We start from the raw sequence: 17,149 nt of genomic DNA, 5'->3' as shown, positions 1-17,149 counted from the left end.
GGGCCACGGGGGCAACATCCAGCCTCGCCGGCGATTGAGGCGCGGGGCCACGGGGGCAACATCCAGCCTCGCCGGCGATTGAGGCGCGGGGGTCGGGGCCGGGCCCCGTGGGGGCCGGCGGGAGCGCCTAGGGTGGGGCCGTGACGACGACACGCCTCTCGGCCCGCGCAGCAATCGCCTCCGTGACCGACCCCGGCAGCTTCGCCGAACTCCCCGCCCCCCGACGGGAGTCCCCCGCCGACGGCCCCCTGGCCTGGGCCGGCTACGACGACTCCCGCGAGCGGGCCCGCGCCCGGACCGGGGAGGAGGAGTCCGTCGTCACCGGGACCGCCCTCATCGGCGGGCACGAAGCCACCGTGATCTCCTTCGAGTTCGGCTTCCTCGGCGGCTCGCTGGGCCAACGCACCGGAGACCGGCTCGAAGCCGCGTACACCCACGCGCGCGAGCACCGCCTGCCCCTCGTCTCCCTGATCGCCACCGGCGGCTCCCGCATGCAGGAGGGCATGCTCGCGCTGACCCAGCTCCAGCGCGTGGCCCGCCAGAGCGTCCTCACCCGGGCCGCCGGGCTCCCCCAGATCGCCGTCCTGCGCGATCCCACCACCGGCGGCGGCTGGGCCACCCTCGGGGCCGGGGCCGACGTGGTCCTCGCGCTTCCCGGGGCCCAGGTCGGCTTCGCGGGCTCCCGGGTGCGCCCGGCGGACGCGGACCCGGCGGCGTACTCCGCCGAGGGGCAGTACGCCGCCGGGCACGTGGACGCCGTCGTCCCCCCGGCCGACCTGCCCGGCACCCTCGCCGACTGGCTGCGCGTCCTGGCCGCGCCCCGCGCCGGCGGGCCCGTCGAGCCCCCGGCCGCGCTGGCCTGGGGGCACCTCCCAGCGGTAGCTGGGGGAGTGGCTGAGCCCGCCACCGGTTGGGACGCCGTCCGGCAGGCCCGTCATCCGGACCGGCCGCGCGCCGAGGCGTACCTGGACGCGTACTTCGCCCTCCGCCTCCCCCTCTCCGGGGACCGCGCGGGCGGCACCGACCCCGGCATGCTGTGCGGATTCGGGCTGCGCGAGGGCCGGGCCGTGGCGTACGCCGCCCAGTGCGGCACCGCCACCCGCCCGTCGGGGTACCGTACGGCCTCCCGCGTCATCCGCCTCGCGGACCGGCTCGGCATCCCGGTGCTCACCCTGGTGGACACCCCGGGCGCGGCCAACGACGCCACCGCCGAACACGCGGGCGCCGGCGCCGCCATCGCGGACACCTTCGCGGCGCTGGCCGGAGCCGGGGTCCCCGTGACCACCCTCCTGATCGGCGAGGGCGGTTCGGGCGGCGCCCTCGCCCTGGCCGCGCCGGGCAACACCTGGGTCACCCCGGACAGCTACTTCTCGGTCATCGCCCCGGAACTGGCCGCCGCCATCCTCAAGCGCCCCCCGGAGGCCGCCCCCGCCACAGCCGACCAGCTCCGCATCCGCCCCCAGGACCTGGTCGCCCTGGGCGTCGCCCGCGGCATCGTGGCCCAGGCCGACACCGAGGACTAGCGCCACCGCTGCGGAAGCCGGACGTCCACCCGGTACAGCCGCGTCACCTGCTGCGCCAGCTCGTTGTCGTCGCTGACCAGCAGCAGGCGCACCCGTCCGATCCCGTGGTCGTCGGTCACCGCCATGCCCTCGATGTTGTCCACCAGCGGGTGGTTCTGCGGCAGCTTCGACGGCGCGCCCAGCGTCGGGCAGTCGTCGAAGTCCCCGAGCGGCGTCTTGCGCGCGACCCGCAGCCGCGGCCCCTCCGCCAGCGTCTCCACCGCCGAGGTGTCCGTCGCGCCCAGGGGGTCGGCGACGTACAGCCGGACGGTGATCTTGAACTGCTGCGTGAAGCCCCGCTCCAGGACGATCAGCCGGCCGTCGCGGGTCGGCGCGAGCTCGACGAGGCCGTGCCCGGCGTCCACCGGGTAGGCGTACTGCCGTCCCAGCTCGAACTCCCCGTCCCCGCGGCGCTCCCAGGTCTGGATCCGCTGGAGGGTCCGCCCCCGCGCGTCCTTCCCGTCGCCGGCCAGCGCCCCCTCGACGCCCGCGACCAGCGTGCGGCCGCCGGGCAGCAGCGTCAGCGACTCGAAGGTCTGGTTCGCGGTGGCCCGGCCCTTCGGCGCGAGCCGGAACGCGTCCGGGATCGGCAGTGTCCCCAGCACCTCCCCCGACCGGCCGTAGCGCCGGATGGCGGGCGCGAACTCGTCGGTGATCAGGTACGAGCCGTCGCGGTCGACCACGATCCCCTCGGAGTCCATCGCCTTCCCCGCGCCGTCCGTCAGCGGGAGCCGCGCGGTGGCCCGGGCGGCCGGGGTGTCCCCGCGGCCCACCTCCAGCGAGTACAGCGCCGACTTGTCGGAGATCCCGGCGACCGTGCCGTCCGTGGGGTCGACCGCGAGACCGGAGATGCCGCCGACGAGGCGCCCGTCGAGGGTGGTCTTGTCGAGCGCGTCGGAGTAGCCCGCGACGGAGAGGTACGGCGAGCAGGACCGGTCCTCCTCGGGCGCCGCGACGGCCGGCGGCACGAGCATGCCGGAGAGCGCGGCGGCGGCTGCCGCGGTGGTGACGAGCGTACGAAGGCGCATGAAGGCCTTCCTCCTGATTCGGCGGACGATTCGACTACCGAACCGTCATATGTCGAATCGAAAGAAAGTGGAAGGCCGCGCAACGCGATGGCAACGAACCGGCCAACTCCCCTTCCCATCCGGCCGGAGCGGGCGGAGCGGGCTACGCCTGTGGCGACCGTGCGTCGTAGCGGGCGAATCCGCGCCAGCGGAGGGCGAGCAGGCCCAGTACGAGGACGCACGCCAGCCCGCCGCCCGTGATCGCCACGGCCGGGGAGGCCAGGTCCGCGACGGTCCCGGCGAGGAAGTCCCCGAGCCGGGGCCCGCCCGCGACGACCACGATGAAGACGCCCTGGAGGCGGCCCCGCATCTCGTCGGGGGTGGCGGCCTGGAGCATGGTGGTGCGGAACACCATCGAGACGGTGTCCGCGCATCCGGCCACGGCCAGGAAGAACAACCCGAGCCACAGGTTCCGGGTGAGCCCGAAGACGGCGACGGCCAGCCCCCAGGAGGCGACGGCGAGCAGGATCGCCACCCCGTGCCGCCTGATGCGGCCCTGCCAGCCGGAGAACAGCCCGCCCAGCAGCGCCCCGACGGCGGGCGCGGCGGCCAGCAGGCCGACGGTCTTGGCGTCGCCGCCGAACCAGAGCCCGGCAATGGCCGGGAACAGTGCCCGGGGGTGGGCCAGCACCATGGCGGCCATGTCGGAGAAGAAGGTCATCCGGATGTTGGGCCTGGTCCCGAGGAAGCGCAGGCCGTCGACGACGGAGGCCCTCCCCCGGGCGCCGCTCTCCCGGTCGGGCTTCATCGACGGCAGCCGCCACATCGCGTAGAGGGCGGCGCCGAAGGTCACGGCGTCGATCAGGTACGCGGCCTGGTAGCCCCACCAGCCGACGATCAGCCCGCCCAGCATCGGGCCGGCCATCATCCCGGAGGTCATGGTCACGGAGTTCAGGGCGTTGGCGGCCGGCAGCTGGTCGGCCGGCAGCAGCCGCGGGATCATGGCGGACCGGGCCGGACCGTTGAGCGCCCCGCACACCGCCTGGAGCGCGACCACGGCGTACAGGAACCAGACCCGGTGGTAGTCGAGGAGCGCGGCGCCGGCCAGCGCCACGGAGAGCCCGGCGGCGCCGAGGGAGCTGTAGAGGCCGAGCTTGCGCCGGTCCACGGTGTCGGCGATGGCGCCGCCGTAGAGCCCGAAGGCGATGAGCGGGACCAGCGTGAAGAGCCCGACGAGTCCGACGGAGAAGCTGGACCGGGTGATGTCGTAGACCTGGAGCGAGATCGCGAGGGCGGTCATCGCCTGACCGAGCCAGGAGATGGTGCCTCCCACCCACAGCCGCCGGTAGTCCGGGGACGTGCGCAGAGGGGTGATGTCGGCGAATATTCGCCGTCTGGTCCGGGTAGGCGCGGTCGTACTGGTCACAACGGATGGTAACCGCCGGCCGCCCGGCACCCGGGGCCCGATCCGCCCCATTCACTCACCCGCAACATTCACCCCACCGTGCTCCGAGGTCCCGACGCGGGCGAATTTTGCCGGTAACTCGCCACTATCACCGGACATTTGACCGGATCGACGCGCGCTGCTCGCCGCCCGTTCAGCTCATGATGAAAAGACTCGTATGTCCAGGGAGGCGTAGTGATCGAACCTGGCAACAGCACCACGAGCACCGGCACCGCGCAGAACACGGTGCGCCCCACCGTCCCCCTCACCGTCGGAGTCGAGGAGGAGTTCCTGCTCGTCGACGCCCGCACCTTCCGGGTGGTCCCCGCCGCCCCGCTCGTCCTCGCCACGGCGGGCGGGCTGCCGGGCGAGCTGCATGCCGAAGGCACCCGCTACCAAGTGGAGATCTCCACCCCGATCGCCCACTCGGCGGCTTCGCTGCGCGAGGAGCTCGCCGCCCGGCGGCGCACCCTCGGGCGGGCCGCCCGCGCCCACGGCTGCCGCCTGCTGGCCGCGCCCTCTCCGGTCGTGGCCGTGGAGGGGCCGCTGCACCTGACCGATGACGAGCCGCGCCAGCGCGAGCAGCACCGCCGCTTCGGCGCGCTCACCGACACCCTGGTGAGCTGCGGCCGGCACATCCACGTCGGCACGCTCGACGTGGACACGGCGGTCGCGGTGTCCAACCGCGTCAGACCCTGGCTGCCCACGCTGATCGCGCTGGCCGCCAACTCGCCGTTCTGGGGCGGCCGTGACACCGGTCACGCCAGCTGGCGGGCGATGGCCTGGTCGGGCTGGCCGTCGGCGGGCCTGCCCCCGCACTTCACGTCCACGGCCCACTTCCGGCGCTCGGTGGAGACCCTGCTCGGCTCCGGGGCGGCCCTGGACACCAAGATGGTCTATTGGGACCTCCGCCCGTCCGGGAACTGGCCCACGCTCGAGATCCGGGCGCCCGACATGTCCCCGTACATCGACACGGCCATCCTCCAGGCCGAGCTGGTCCGCGCGCTCGTGGCCACGGCGCTGCGCGAGATCGCGGAGCACCGTCCCGAGCCGGTCCTGCGGGACGACGTCCTGCGCCTCGCGCGCTGGCGGGCGGCCCACGACGGGCTGGAGGGGTTCGGGCTCGACCCGTACACGGGCGCCGAACTCGCGGCGGCCGACCTCGCGGAGGCCCTGCTGGACCTGGTCGCTCCGGAACTGGCCGCCTCCGGCGACCTCGACCACGCGGCCAAGACCCTGGGCGGACTCCTCCGCGACGGCTCGGGCGCCCACCGCCAACGCGTGGCGTTCGCCCGCCGCCAGGACCTGATGGACGTACTGCGCCACCTCACGGACGAAACGGAGAACTTCTAGCACCGGAGTCCCGGAGTGTCGGGTCCCCGATCTCGCGCGCCCGCTCCGAATACGCCAAAGCCGCAGGTGCAATCGTTTCTGCACCTGCGGCTTGCAGTGGGGCGGGTGGGACTCGAACCCACGGCCGACGGATTATGAGTCCGCTGCTCTAACCGGCTGAGCTACCGCCCCTTCACGGCGTGGCGCGTACACGTGTGCGCGCCGTCTGCCGCAGCATAGCCGCTCATACGATCTCCTGCCTCGGATGCCTCGCATGATCGGCTTCGCCTGTTCAGAGAGACCGCGCTGAGGGCTGCCCGGTTCCCGGCCAGGGCAAAAAAAGAAGAGGACCCGGGGGTCCTCTTCTTCCTTGCTCCCCCGGCTGGACTCGAACCAGCAACCCTCCGGTTAACAGCCGAATGCTCTGCCAATTGAGCTACAGGGGATCGCGCTCCCCCGACTGGACTCGAACCAGTAACCTGCCGGTTAACAGCCGGCTGCTCTGCCAATTGAGCTACAGGGGATTGCTGCGGTGCATCGAACAGCCCACCTCCGGCCTTGCCGGGGGGCGAGCGCCCGTTGCGAGTCATAGATTAGCGCAAGCAGGGGGGTGCTCCGCCAATCGGTATCGACAGCAGGCCGGGCACCACACGACGAAGGGTGGCAGGCATGCGGTACAAGGTCACGTTCGTGGTCGGACTGGCCCTCGGGTACGTGCTCGGAACCCGGGCGGGGCGCGAGCGGTACGAGGCCATGAAGAAGTCCGCGCGGGAGCTCGCGCAGAACCCCGTGGTGCGCAATGCCGCCGAGACGGCCGGTCAGACCGGGCGCGAGTTCGCGGGGAAGGCCTTCGCCGCGGTGAGCGACAAGGTCGGCGACGCCGTGCCGAGCTCGCTGGCCGGGCGGGTACGGGTCCTGCGCGACCGGGGCGGCGTCGGCGTCGAGGACGACTGGGGCACCAGCAACACCTGAGACTCCCGCGGCCTCCGGGAACCGTGAGGTTTCCGGGGGCTCCGCGGCGGCGGAGACCGGCCCGGCGTGCGGCAGAATTCTCCGCATGGGGATAGTCGCCGGGCTGGACAGCTCTTCCGCGTTCACACGCATCGTCGTCTGCGACACCGAGACCGGTGCCGTGCTGCGCCAGGGGTACGCACCCCACCCACAGCCCGCGGGGGAACCGGACGGCGCGAATCCGCATGAGACCGATCCGCAGGCCTGGCTGCTCTCGCTCGGCGAGGCCGCCGGCGGCGGGCTCCTCGAAGGGGTCCAGGCCATCGGCGTCTCCGCGCAGCAGCACGGCCTGCTGCCGCTCGACGCGCAGGGCGGGCTCGTCCGTTCGGCCCTCGTCGGAAACGACAAGCGCGGCCAGGTGGCCGCCGCCGATCTCATCGACGGCCTCGGCGGCCGGCAGGCGTGGTCCGAGGCGGTGGGTTCCGTCCCGCACGCGGCGCAGCCCCTGGCGAAGCTGGCCTGGCTGGCGCGCACCGAGCCCGAGGCGGCCCGCCGGGTGGCCGTGCTGATGTCCCCGCACGACTGGCTCGTCTGGCAGCTGCTGGGCCGGCCGGCCCGGCGGACGACCGACCGGGGCGGCGCCTCCGGCACCGGGTACTGGTCGCCGGCCACCGGTTCCTGGCGCCCTGACCTGGTCGAGCTCGCGCTCGGGCACCGGGCGCTGCTGCCCGAGGTGCTCGGTCCGGCGGAGGCCGCCGGAACCACCCCCGAGGGGCTGCTCATATCCGCCGGCACCGGCGAGACGATGGCCGCCGCGCTCGGGCTGGGGCTCGGGCCCGGCGACGCGGTGGTCTCGCTGGGTGCCTCCGGTTCGGTGATGGCGGTGCACCACGAGGCGCTGTCGGAGCCGGGCGGCCTGATCACCTCCCTGGCCGACGCCGCCGGCATGCACCTGCCGGTGGTGAACACCTCCAACGCCGTACGGGCGCTGCGCGGCACCGCCGAGCTGCTGGGCACCGATCTGGAGGGGCTGTCCGAGCTCGCGCTGAAGTCGACGCCCGGCGCGCACGGCCTCGTACTCCTGCCGTACCTGGAGGGTGAGCGGACGCCCAACCTGCCGCACACCGCCGGGACCCTGTCCGGGCTGCGCCGGGACTCGATGAAGCCGGAGCACCTGGCGCGCGCCGCCTTCGAGGGCATGCTGTGCGGGCTGGTGGACGCGCTGGACGTGCTGCGCACGCGCGGGGTCGAGATCCGCCGGGTGTTCCTGCTGGGCGCGGCGGCCGAGCTGCCCGCCGTGCAGGCCGCGGCGCCCGGGCTGTTCGGGACGCAGGTCGTCGTGCCGGCGCCGGCCGACTACGCGGTGCTGGGCGCGGCGCGCCAGGCGGCGTGGGCGCTCGGTGTGGCGCAGGGCACACTGGCCCCGCACACCCCGCCGGTCTGGCCGGAGCCCGCGGCGCAGGTGTTCGAGCCGGGCGAGGAGTTCCCGGCGTGGCAGGCGGTGCGCCAGCAGTACATCGCGACGCGCGAGCAGATCCACCCCGGCGCGTTCCAGCCGGGAGCCGGGGCTTTCCAGCCGGGCGCGGGGGCGTTCTAGCCCGGCGCGGGGGCGATCCGGCCGGGCGCCCCGGGCCGGGGTCGCAGGCCGCCTACTCCTTTTGACCGGGCTTTGCGAAAACCGGTGGGGATCGGGCGGCCGGTTGGCCGAAGATGGGGTGAACCCCCTCGATCATGCCGACCGGAGCCTGCGCGTGCTCATACGACTTCTGCGGACCCATCTGGGCCCGTACCGGAAACCCATCGCCCTGCTGGTCCTGCTGCAACTGCTCCAGACCAGCGCGAGCCTCTATCTGCCCACGCTCAACGCGGACATCATTGACAACGGTGTCGTCAACGGGGACACCGGCTACATCCTGCGCTTCGGCGCGCTGATGCTCGGCGTCTCGCTCATCCAGCTCGTCTGCAACATCGGGGCCGTCTACTACGGCGCCCGCACGGCGGCGGCCTTCGGCCGGGACGTCCGCGCCGCCGTCTTCGACCGCGTGCAGAGCTTCTCCGCCCGGGAGCTCGGCCAGTTCGGCGCCCCGTCCCTGATCACCCGTACGACGAACGACGTCCAACAGGTCCAGATGCTGGTGCTGATGACCTTCACGCTGATGGTCTCGGCGCCGATCATGTGCGTCGGCGGCATCGCCATGGCGCTGTCGCTCGACGTGAAGCTGTCGGGGGTCCTGCTCGCCGTCGTCCCCGTGCTCGGCCTGTCGGTCGGCGCGATCGTCCTCAAGACGCGCCCGCTGTTCCGCCAGATGCAGGAGCGCCTGGACACCGTGAACCGGGTGCTGCGCGAGCAGATCACCGGCAACCGGGTGATCCGCGCCTTCGTCCGCGACGACTACGAGAAGGACCGCTTCCGGGAGGCGAACGCGGACCTCACCGGTGTCTCGCTGGCCGCCGGCAAGCTCCTCGCCCTGATGTTCCCCACCGTCATCGTGGTCGTGAACATCTCCAGCGTCGCCGTCATCTGGTTCGGCGCGATGCGCGTCGACAGCGGCGGCATGGAGATCGGCCAGCTGACCGCCTTCCTCGCCTACCTGATGCAGATCGTCATGTCCGTGATGATGGCCACCTTCATGTTCATGATGGTGCCGCGCGCCGAGGTCTGCGCCGAGCGCATCCAGGAGGTCCTGGACACCGAGTCCAGCGTCGTCCCGCCGGCCGACCCCGTACGCAAACTCCTCGCGCGCGGCCGCCTGGAGCTGCGCGGCGCCGACTTCCGCTACCCGGGCGCCGAGGCCCCGGTGCTGCGCGGGGTGGACCTGCTGGCCCGCCCCGGCGAGACCACGGCGGTGATCGGCTCCACCGGAAGCGGCAAGTCCACGCTGCTGGGCCTGGTCCCCCGGCTCTTCGACGCCACCGGCGGCGAGGTGCTCGTCGACGGCGAGGACGTACGCCGGCTCGACCCGCAGCTGCTGGCCAAGACGGTCGGCATGGTCCCGCAGAAGCCGTACCTCTTCTCCGGAACCGTCGCCTCCAACCTTCGCTACGGGCGCCCCGACGCGACCGACGAAGAGCTCTGGCAGGCACTGGAAGTGGCCCAGGCCAAGGGCTTCGTGTCCGAGCTGGAAGGCGGCCTGGAGGCCCCGATCACCCAGGGCGGAACCAATGTCTCCGGCGGCCAGCGCCAGCGTCTGGCCATCGCGCGCACGCTGGTGCAGCGCCCGGAGATCTACCTCTTCGACGATTCCTTCTCGGCCCTGGACTACGCGACGGACGCGGCGCTGCGCGCGGCGCTCGCCCGCGAGACCGAGGACGCGACCGTGGTGATCGTCGCCCAGCGGGTCTCCACGATCCGCGACGCCGACCGGATCATCGTCCTCGACGAGGGCCAGGTGGTGGGTGAGGGACGCCACCACGAGCTGATGGCCGGCAATGAGACCTACCGGGAGATCGTGCTCTCCCAGCTGACGGAGGCGGAGGCCGCATGAGCGGGCCCGGAGGACGCATGATGATGGGGCCGGCCCAGCGGTCCCTGGACTTCAAGGGCTCGGGCAAGCGGCTGCTGGCCCAGCTCGCCCACGACCGGGCCAAGATCTGGGGCATGGTGCTGGCCGTGGTCGGCTCCGTCGCCTGCGCGGTCGTCGGGCCGAAGATCCTCGGCGAGGCCACCGACCTGGTCTTCGCGGGGATCGTCGGCCGGGAGCTGCCGGCGGGCCTGACGAAGCAGCAGGCGCTGGACGGCATGCGCGCCGAGGGCCACGGCGGCATGGCCGACATGCTGTCCGGCACGGACTTCACCCCCGGCAAGGGCATCGACTTCGGTGCCGTCGGGGTCGTGGCGATCTGGGCGCTGGTGGTCTTCACCCTGGCGGGCCTGCTGATGCTGGTCGCCACGCGGCTGTCGAACCACATCATGAACGGCACCGTGTACCGGATGCGCGAGGAGCTGCAGGCGAAGCTGTCGCGGCTGCCGCTGTCGTACTTCGACCAGCAGAAGCGCGGCGAGGTGCTCAGCCGGGCCACGAACGACATCGACAACATCGGCCAGACGCTGCAGCAGACGATGGGGCAGCTGATGAACTCGCTGCTGACCATCGTCGGCGTGCTCGCGATGATGTTCTGGATCTCGCCGCTGCTGGCGCTGGTCGCGCTGCTGACCGTACCGCTCTCGATCTTCGTCGCGGCGAAGATCGGCAAGAAGTCGCAGCCGCAGTTCGTGGCGCAGTGGAAGACCACCGGCGCGCTCAACGCGCACATCGAGGAGATGTACTCGGGCCACAACCTGGTCAAGGTCTTCGGCCGGCAGCAGGAGTCCGCGGCCGTCTTCGCCGAGCAGAACGAGGCGCTGTACCGGGCCTCCTTCAAGGCGCAGCTGGTCAGCGGCATCATGCAGCCGGTGATGTTCTTCATCTCGAACATCAACTACGTGCTGATCGCGGTCGTCGGCGGGCTCCGGGTCGCCTCGGGCACCCTGTCGATCGGTGACGTGCAGGCCTTCATCCAGTACTCGCGGCAGTTCTCGATGCCGCTGACGCAGGTCGCCTCGATGGCGAACCTCGTGCAGTCCGGCGTCGCCTCGGCGGAGCGGGTGTACGAGCTGCTGGACGCGGCGGAGCAGGAGCCGGACGCCGAGGTTCCGGAGCGCCCGGAGACCCTGCGCGGCCGGGTCACGCTCGACAAGGTGGCCTTCCGCTACGAGCCGGACAAGCCGCTGATCGAGAACCTCTCGCTGAACGTCGAGCCCGGCCACACGGTCGCGATCGTCGGCCCGACGGGCGCGGGCAAGACCACGCTCGTGAACCTGCTGATGCGGTTCTACGAGGTCACGGGCGGGGAGATCGCCCTCGACGGCGTGGACATCTCGAAGATGACCCGCGAGGAACTGCGCGGCGGTATCGGCATGGTGCTCCAGGACACCTGGCTGTTCGGCGGCACCATCGCGGAGAACATCGCGTACGGGGCTTCGCGCGAGGTGACGCGCGCCGAGATCGAGGAGGCGGCGCGGGCGGCCCACGCGGACCGGTTCATCCGCACCCTGCCGGACGGCTACGACACCGTGCTGGACGACGAGGGCGCGGGCGTCAGTGCCGGCGAGAAGCAGCTGATCACCATCGCCCGGGCGTTCCTGTCGGACCCGGTGATCCTGGTGCTCGACGAGGCGACGAGCTCGGTGGACACCCGTACCGAGGTGCTGATCCAGAAGGCGATGGCGCGCCTGGCGCACGGCCGTACGTCCTTCGTGATCGCGCACCGGCTGTCCACGATCCGCGACGCGGACGTGATCCTGGTGATGGAGAGCGGCTCGATCGTGGAGCAGGGCACGCACGAGGAGCTGCTGGCCTCCGGCGGCGCGTACGCGCGGCTGTACGCGGCGCAGTTCGCGCAGGCGGTCGCCGAGGTCGACTGAGGCGGGTGTGACGGGTTTGACGGGTTTGACGGGTGGGGGCGTCCTTCGGGGCGCCCCTTTCCCGTTCCTCGTACCGTCCCGTCCCGTCTTTCAGTTTTCAGTCCAGGTAGCCCCTCAGCTGGTCGGCGAAGGCGTGGTCGCGCAGTTTGTTGAGGGTCTTGGACTCGATCTGGCGGATCCGTTCGCGCGTGACGCCGAAGATCCGGCCGATCTCCTCCAGGGTGCGGGGGCGCCCGTCGTCGAGTCCGTACCGCAGCTGGACCACCTTCCGCTCGCGCTCGCCGAGGGTGGACAGCACGGCTTCGAGGTGCTCGCGCAGCAGGAAGAAGGCGGCGGACTCCACGGGCGAGGCGGCGTCGCCGTCCTCGATGAGGTCGCCGAGGGCGACGTCGTCCTCCTCGCCGACGGGGGCGTGCAGGGAGACGGGCTCCTGGGCGAGGCGGAGCACTTCCATGACCCGCTCGGGGGTCAACTCCAGGTGGACGGCGACCTCTTCGGCGGTGGGCTCGTACCCGCGCTCCTGGAGCATGCGGCGCTGGACGCGCACGACGCGGTTGATCAGCTCGACGACGTGGACGGGCACGCGGATGGTCCGGGCCTGGTCGGCGAGGGCCCGGGACATGGCTTGGCGGATCCACCAGGTGGCGTAGGTGGAGAACTTGTACCCGCGGGCGTAGTCGAACTTCTCAACGGCCCGTATGAGCCCGAGGTTCCCCTCCTGCACGAGGTCGAGCATGGTGAGCCCGCGGCCCACGTAGCGCTTCGCGACGGAGACGACCAGCCGCAGGTTCGACTCGATGAGCCGGCGTTTGGCCATCCGGCCCATGACGACGAGCCGGTCGAGGTCGACGGCGAGCTGGGAGTCGAGGTCGGGGGTGCTGCCGAGCTTCTCCTCGGCGAACAGCCCGGCTTCGACGCGCCGCGCGAGGTCGACCTCATCGGCGGCGGTGAGCAGCGGGATCCTGCCTATCTCGCGCAGGTACTGCCGGAACAGATCGGCGGACGGACCCGCTCCGCCCGCACGGTCGCCGTCGGCTGCGCGCCTGCGCTGTGTGGGCACCTGCTCGATCAGCTCGAGGGGCTCTGGCTCTTCGTCCATGGCCTCGGCCTCGCGCTCGGGCTCATCGGTCACGGTCAGGGGCTGGGTCTGGGTCTGCACGGGGGCGACCTCCAGGGGTCCGAGGACTCAGGCACCGCAACTCAGTGTGGGGTACGACACATCGCTGCCACGAGGGGCGTGCGAGCATTTTCTGCACTCGGTGCGTGACCGGATGGTTACCCCCCGGCGGGAATCCCGATGCCGACCGGACGGATGTCCGACAAGATCGGTTCCATGTACGAGTACGAAACCCACGTCACGGTGGACTGCCCGGCCCCGGAGACCCTGGCCCGTCTCGACGCGTGGGCCGGGGCGCGGGAGTTGAAGGTGACGCACATCCTGCTGGCGCGGGGCCGGATGGTCCCCCAGCCGATGCTGACCCTCCGGGACCGCACCGGCCACGAGTCCCTCGTCCCCGCGCTGCGGGAGGCGGGCTTCTACCCGGTGCGGGTCAAGGTGGAGACGGTCCCGTGGAGCACGGACCGCCCGGGTCCGGGCGGCGGCTACTTCGAGCACCACGTCAAGCTGCTGCTGGCGCCGGACTTCGACCGCGCGGCCCTGGAGTCCCTGGTGCTCCCGCACGGCGCGCACCTGTCGTGGAACGCCCGCCGGGCCCTGTCGGGTGGATCGAGGAGGGGGCCGTCCGATGACGTGGCGGGAGTTCGGATGGCAGCCCGATGAGCTGCCCAGGGAGCCGCTGGACGACGAGACGCGCGCGGAGCGCGAACTTCCGCTGACACTGCGGCCAGTGGCGGGCGACGACGTCCGCCAGCGGGCTGTCTTCGACCCCTCGCTGAAGCACTTCCCGCGCGGGAGCCCGGCGACCTGGACTTCGTGGTCGTACCGCGGAGCTGGGACATCGGGGACGGGCGGACGGCGCGGATGCTGGACGGCATCGCGGCGGCCGCGGCCGGCCGGGCCGGGATCAAGGGCTCCGGGGCGATCCGCGAGGACATCTGGACGTACGACCGGGTGCCGGGGATGCGGATGGTGCTGCCCTGGCAGGTGCCGGGACTTCCCGCCGGGCAGGTCCAGCTCGACTTCGTGTTCAACGAGCGGCTGCCCGAGACGCCGGAAGCTGCTGCGGCTGGTGAGCGACACGCACCCCCAGGGGAAGGACCTGTACGACGCCGTCCTGCTCGCGGAGCGGTACGCGCTGCCGTACCCGCTGCTGGAGGAGGTCTTCCGGCCGGCTCCCGAGCGCCCGCTCCCGAACACGGCGGTGACCCTGGAGGACATCGCCGCGTACGGCAGCGTCGGCTGGGAGTGGCGCCATTTCGCGGCCGAGTATCCGCAGCTCGCGAGCTCGGAACAGGAATACGTCGAGCGCCTGCTGGCCGCCCTGGCGCCCACCTTCGACGGGCGGGAGGTCTAGGCCATCCAGAAGAAGACGGCCGTCATGCGCTTGTCCTCCAGGGTCGTGCCCCAGTAGCCCGTCGCGCTGTGGATGAGGTTGGCGGAGTAGAGGAGCAGGCGGTTGTAGCGGTGGGGGACGCGGACGTCCTCGGTGAAGGAGTCCGCGGGGACGAAACGGGTGCCGAGGGCGTCGACCAGGTTGTTGTGCGGGGCGAGGACCTGGTTGCCGCCGAGTCCGCCGCCCGGGAGGTGCTGGCGATAGAAGCTGGTGCCGCAGTCCTTCGGGGTGTCCGGGCTGAGGTAGAGCACGGCGGCGTAGCGGCACACGGTGCGGGAGTCGGTGTGCGGGCGGGGCTCGCACTCGTCCTTGCCGACGACCTGGACGCAGTTGTGGTTGAAGGTCCCGGCGCCGGCCGGGTTCTCGGGCCAGATCCGCCGCGCGCCGGTGGCCTGGCGCACCAGCCGTTCCACGCGGGCCAGTTCGGGGGGTTCCAGTGCGGGCATGGCGCGCAGGCCCGGCCAGGGCTCGGGCTTGTGCGGGGCGCCCTGGACCCAGTCGTCCTTCGCCAGGCAGCGGGCCCGTACGGAGTCCACGTCGGGCAGGACCTCGTCCAGGACCCAGTAGTCGCGGCCGCGGGTGGGCTTGCGGTACGGGAGGGTGCGTAAGGGCATGGCGGGAACCGTAGTTCGCCTCCCGAGGTCCCCTCGCCAAAGCGGCGGCCAAGACTGCGGCAAGAGATGGTGTGGCCCCTCTGCGCTACGCCGGCTCCACGCGGACCGCGCAGACCTTGAACTCCGGCATCCGGGAGACCGGGTCCAGTGCGGGGTTGGTCAGGGTGTTGGCGCGGCCCTCGCCCGGCCAGTGGAACGGCATGAAGACCGTGTCCGCGCGGATGGCGTCGGTGATGCGGGCCGGGGCCACCGCGCGGCCGCGGCGGGAGGTGACGGCCAAGGGGCTGCCGTCGACGGCGCCGATGCGGGCGGCGAGGCGGGGGTGGAGTTCGACGAAGGGGGCGGGGGCGGCCGCGTTGAGCTCGTCCACCCGGCGGGTCTGGGCGCCGGACTGGTACTGGGCGACCACGCGCCCGGTGGTGAGCAGGATCGGGTACTCGGCGTCGGGGACCTCGGCGGCCTCGCGGTGGGAGACGGGGACGAAGCGGGCCCGGCCGTCGTCGGTGGCGAAGCGGTCCAGGAAGAGGCGCTCCGTACCGGCAGAGCCTTCGGGGCAGGGCCAGAAGACCCCCTGCTCGGCCTCGATGCGGGAGTAGGAGATGCCGGAGTAGTCGGCCGGGCCGCCCGCCGAGGCGCGGCGAAGCTCCTCGAAGACCTCCTCGGGGGCGGTGGGGAAGCCCTTCTCCACGCCGAGGCGGGCGGCGAGCTCGTGCAGGACGTACAGGTCGCCGCGGACCCCCGGTGGCGGGGTCAGGGCGCGCCGGCGGAGCAGGACGCGGCCCTCCAGGTTGGTGGTGGTGCCGGTCTCCTCCGCCCACTGGGTGACCGGGAGGACCACGTCCGCGAGGGCTGCGGTCTCGGAGAGGACGACGTCGGCCACGGCGAGGAAGTCCAGGGAGCGGATGCGGTCCTCGATGTGGGCGGCGCGGGGGGCCGAGACGACCGGGTTGGAGCCCATGAGGAGGAGGGCCTTCACGTCCGTGCCGAGGGCGTCGAGGAGTTCGTAGGCGCTGCGGCCCGGGCCGGGGAGGGAGTCGGGGTCGACGCCCCAGACCTCGGCCACGTGCGCGCGGGCCGCGGGGTCGGTGAGCTTGCGGTAGCCGGGGAGCTGGTCGGCCTTCTGGCCGTGCTCGCGGCCGCCCTGGCCGTTGCCCTGGCCGGTGAGGCAGCCGTATCCGGAGAGCGGTCGGCCCGCCCGGCCGGTCGCCAGGCAGAGGTTGATCCAGGCGCCGACGGTGTCGGTGCCCTTGGACTGCTGCTCGGGGCCGCGGGCGGTGAGGACCATGGCGGATTCCGGGGCGCAGAACATCTCGACCGCCTGGCGGAGCCTGGGTACGGACACGCCGGTGATGCGCTCCACCAGCTCGGGCCAGTGGGCCATGGCGGCCGCCCGGGCCTCCTCCCAGCCGGTGGTGCGCCCGGCGATGAACTCCTCGTCGGTGCGGCCTTCCGCGACGACGAGGTGCAGCAGGCCGAGGGCGAGCGCGAGGTCGGTGCCGGGGCGCGGGGCGAGGTGCAGGTCGGCCTGGTCGGCGGTGCGCGTGCGGCGGGGGTCGATGACGATCAGGGTGCCGCCGTTCGCCTTGAGCTCGGTGAGGTAGCGCAGGGCGGGCGGCATGGTCTCGGCCAGGTTCGAGCCGACCAGGATCACGCAGCCGGTGCGGGGGATGTCCTCCAGCGGGAAGGGCAGGCCCCGGTCGAGCCCGAAGGCCCGCTGGTGCGCGGCGGCGGCCGAGGACATGCAGAAGCGGCCGTTGTAGTCGATCTGCGAGGTGCGCAGGGCGACGCGGGCGAACTTGCCGAGCGCGTAGGCCTTCTCGTTGGTGAGCCCGCCGCCGCCGAAGACCCCGACGGCGTCGGGCCCGTACGCGCCCCCCGTCCGGGCGAGGCCCGCGGCGACGGCGTCGAGGGCCTCCTCCCAGGTGGCCGGTTCGAGCGTCCCGGCGTGGGTGCGGACGAGCGGCTCGGTCAGGCGCACCCGGGAGGAGAGCACGGCGGGGGCGGTACGGCCCTTGCCGCACAGCGCCCCCCGGTTGACGGGGAAGTCGGCTCGCTCCTCCACCGCCACGCCCACCCCGCCCGGCTCGGGTCGGAGGTTCATCCCGCACTGCAGCGCGCAGTAGGGACAGTGCGTGGCGGTGGGAGCGTCCGAGGTGTGCATACGGTCCAGCGTGGGTCGGCGGTGTTACACCGGCCGCCGCCTCGCGTTACAAGTCCGGGTGCTCTGCCTCAGCGCCGCCCGCTACCTGCGGTGAGGCCCGGCGCATCGGGGACCGGTCGAGGATCTCGACGTACATGATCCGGCCCCGGCGGAGGCATGCG

General features: G+C 72.6%; 13 protein-coding genes, 3 tRNA genes and 1 pseudogene. 9 read left to right on the top strand and 8 right to left on the bottom strand.

The features are described 5' to 3' along the window. Positions 1 to 140 precede the first annotated feature (140 nt). Complete coding sequence (locus ACGFYU_RS12685) at positions 141 to 1,523, top strand: carboxyl transferase domain-containing protein (RefSeq protein ID WP_393827281.1); 1,383 nt, start codon at positions 141 to 143, stop codon at positions 1,521 to 1,523. Here the strand turns inward: ACGFYU_RS12685 and ACGFYU_RS12680 are convergent. Beyond that, complete coding sequence (locus tag ACGFYU_RS12680) at positions 1,520 to 2,590, bottom strand: esterase-like activity of phytase family protein (RefSeq protein ID WP_393827280.1); 1,071 nt, start codon at positions 2,588 to 2,590, stop codon at positions 1,520 to 1,522. The genes ACGFYU_RS12685 and ACGFYU_RS12680 overlap by 4 nt on opposite strands. Positions 2,591 to 2,732: 142 nt before the next feature. Further along, positions 2,733 to 3,995, bottom strand: coding sequence for an MFS transporter (locus ACGFYU_RS12675; RefSeq protein ID WP_393827279.1), 1,263 nt, complete (start codon positions 3,993 to 3,995; stop codon positions 2,733 to 2,735). Positions 3,996 to 4,208: 213 nt separating this feature from the next. On the opposite strand from ACGFYU_RS12675, the gene ACGFYU_RS12670 reads away from it, so the two are divergent. After that, positions 4,209 to 5,366 (top strand): glutamate--cysteine ligase, encoded by a 1,158-nt coding sequence (locus ACGFYU_RS12670; RefSeq protein WP_393827278.1) that lies wholly within the window; start codon positions 4,209 to 4,211, stop codon positions 5,364 to 5,366. 97 nt (positions 5,367 to 5,463) lie between these two features. Here the strand turns inward: ACGFYU_RS12670 and ACGFYU_RS12665 are convergent. The 3 genes from ACGFYU_RS12665 to ACGFYU_RS12655 all read right to left on the bottom strand — a co-directional run bounded on the left by ACGFYU_RS12665 (position 5,464) and on the right by ACGFYU_RS12655 (position 5,869). Then, positions 5,464 to 5,537, bottom strand: a tRNA-Ile gene (locus tag ACGFYU_RS12665). A 181-nt stretch (positions 5,538 to 5,718) separates the two neighbouring features. Then, positions 5,719 to 5,791: transfer RNA gene (locus tag ACGFYU_RS12660), tRNA-Asn, on the bottom strand. A 5-nt stretch (positions 5,792 to 5,796) separates the two neighbouring features. Further along, positions 5,797 to 5,869 (bottom strand) — tRNA-Asn (locus tag ACGFYU_RS12655). A gap of 145 nt (positions 5,870 to 6,014) precedes the next feature. Between ACGFYU_RS12655 and ACGFYU_RS12650 the strand changes: the two genes are divergently transcribed. The 4 genes from ACGFYU_RS12650 (at position 6,015) to ACGFYU_RS12635 (ending at position 11,700) form a co-directional block, all read left to right on the top strand. Further along, positions 6,015 to 6,317: a YtxH domain-containing protein gene (locus ACGFYU_RS12650; protein ID WP_393827277.1), complete on the top strand. Its 303-nt coding sequence runs from the start codon at positions 6,015 to 6,017 to the stop codon at positions 6,315 to 6,317. Between the two features lie 85 nt (positions 6,318 to 6,402). Beyond that, a complete protein-coding gene (locus ACGFYU_RS12645) occupies positions 6,403 to 7,893 on the top strand; it encodes an FGGY family carbohydrate kinase (RefSeq protein ID WP_393827276.1) in 1,491 nt (496 codons plus the stop codon). 154 nt (positions 7,894 to 8,047) lie between these two features. After that, on the top strand, positions 8,048 to 9,781 hold the full coding sequence (locus ACGFYU_RS12640; RefSeq protein WP_393827275.1) for an ABC transporter ATP-binding protein: 1,734 nt from the start codon (positions 8,048 to 8,050) through the stop codon (positions 9,779 to 9,781). Next, positions 9,778 to 11,700, top strand: a complete 1,923-nt coding sequence (locus ACGFYU_RS12635; RefSeq protein WP_393827274.1) for an ABC transporter ATP-binding protein — start codon at positions 9,778 to 9,780, stop codon at positions 11,698 to 11,700. The genes ACGFYU_RS12640 and ACGFYU_RS12635 overlap by 4 nt, the downstream gene beginning before the upstream one ends. 97 nt (positions 11,701 to 11,797) lie before the next feature. Here the strand turns inward: ACGFYU_RS12635 and ACGFYU_RS12630 are convergent, their stop codons facing one another. Beyond that, positions 11,798 to 12,799 carry an RNA polymerase sigma factor gene (locus tag ACGFYU_RS12630; protein ID WP_393827473.1) on the bottom strand — a complete coding sequence of 334 codons (1,002 nt, stop codon included), beginning with the start codon at positions 12,797 to 12,799 and terminating at the stop codon, positions 11,798 to 11,800. Between the two features lie 234 nt (positions 12,800 to 13,033). Between ACGFYU_RS12630 and ACGFYU_RS12625 the strand changes: the two genes are divergently transcribed. The 3 genes and pseudogenes from ACGFYU_RS12625 (at position 13,034) to ACGFYU_RS12615 (ending at position 14,174) form a co-directional block, all read left to right on the top strand. Further along, complete coding sequence (locus tag ACGFYU_RS12625) at positions 13,034 to 13,480, top strand: hypothetical protein (protein WP_393827273.1); 447 nt, start codon at positions 13,034 to 13,036, stop codon at positions 13,478 to 13,480. 153 nt (positions 13,481 to 13,633) lie between these two features. After that, positions 13,634 to 13,813, top strand: a pseudogene (locus tag ACGFYU_RS12620) (nucleotidyl transferase AbiEii/AbiGii toxin family protein); the annotation flags it as partial. Between the two features lie 76 nt (positions 13,814 to 13,889). Continuing rightward, positions 13,890 to 14,174, top strand: a complete 285-nt coding sequence (locus ACGFYU_RS12615) for a hypothetical protein (protein ID WP_393827272.1) — start codon at positions 13,890 to 13,892, stop codon at positions 14,172 to 14,174. On the opposite strand, the gene ACGFYU_RS12610 is transcribed toward ACGFYU_RS12615, so the two are convergent. Both ACGFYU_RS12610 and ACGFYU_RS12605 read right to left on the bottom strand, forming a co-directional pair. Continuing rightward, the gene (locus ACGFYU_RS12610; RefSeq protein WP_393827271.1) at positions 14,171 to 14,827 is read right to left on the bottom strand and encodes a DUF6445 family protein; all 657 of its coding nucleotides are present in this window, start codon (positions 14,825 to 14,827) and stop codon (positions 14,171 to 14,173) included. The two genes, ACGFYU_RS12615 and ACGFYU_RS12610, sit on opposite strands and share 4 nt — an antisense overlap. Before the next feature lie 85 nt (positions 14,828 to 14,912). Further along, entirely contained in the window at positions 14,913 to 16,988 is a 2,076-nt protein-coding gene (locus ACGFYU_RS12605; protein WP_393827270.1) for a molybdopterin oxidoreductase family protein, read from the bottom strand. Positions 16,989 to 17,149: the final 161 nt, after the last annotated feature.

It is taken from the genome of Streptomyces sp. NPDC048337 (assembly GCF_043201175.1).
In the GTDB taxonomy this organism is placed as follows: domain Bacteria; phylum Actinomycetota; class Actinomycetes; order Streptomycetales; family Streptomycetaceae; genus Streptomyces.
This window is presented reverse-complemented; position numbering and strand designations above follow the sequence as displayed.

What these genes read in the sequence shown, in the direction of transcription:
- ACGFYU_RS12680 (WP_393827280.1), bottom strand. Translation starts at nt 2,590, where the DNA reads ATGCGCCTTCGTACGCTCGTCACCACCGCGGCAGCCGCCGCCGCGCTC.
- ACGFYU_RS12650 (WP_393827277.1), top strand. Translation starts at nt 6,015, where the DNA reads ATGCGGTACAAGGTCACGTTCGTGGTCGGACTGGCCCTCGGGTACGTG.
- ACGFYU_RS12645 (WP_393827276.1), top strand. Translation starts at nt 6,403, where the DNA reads ATGGGGATAGTCGCCGGGCTGGACAGCTCTTCCGCGTTCACACGCATC.
- ACGFYU_RS12635 (WP_393827274.1), top strand. Translation starts at nt 9,778, where the DNA reads ATGAGCGGGCCCGGAGGACGCATGATGATGGGGCCGGCCCAGCGGTCC.
- ACGFYU_RS12630 (WP_393827473.1), bottom strand. Translation starts at nt 12,799, where the DNA reads ATGGACGAAGAGCCAGAGCCCCTCGAGCTGATCGAGCAGGTGCCCACA.
- ACGFYU_RS12625 (WP_393827273.1), top strand. Translation starts at nt 13,034, where the DNA reads ATGTACGAGTACGAAACCCACGTCACGGTGGACTGCCCGGCCCCGGAG.
- ACGFYU_RS12610 (WP_393827271.1), bottom strand. Translation starts at nt 14,827, where the DNA reads ATGCCCTTACGCACCCTCCCGTACCGCAAGCCCACCCGCGGCCGCGAC.
- ACGFYU_RS12605 (WP_393827270.1), bottom strand. Translation starts at nt 16,988, where the DNA reads ATGCACACCTCGGACGCTCCCACCGCCACGCACTGTCCCTACTGCGCG.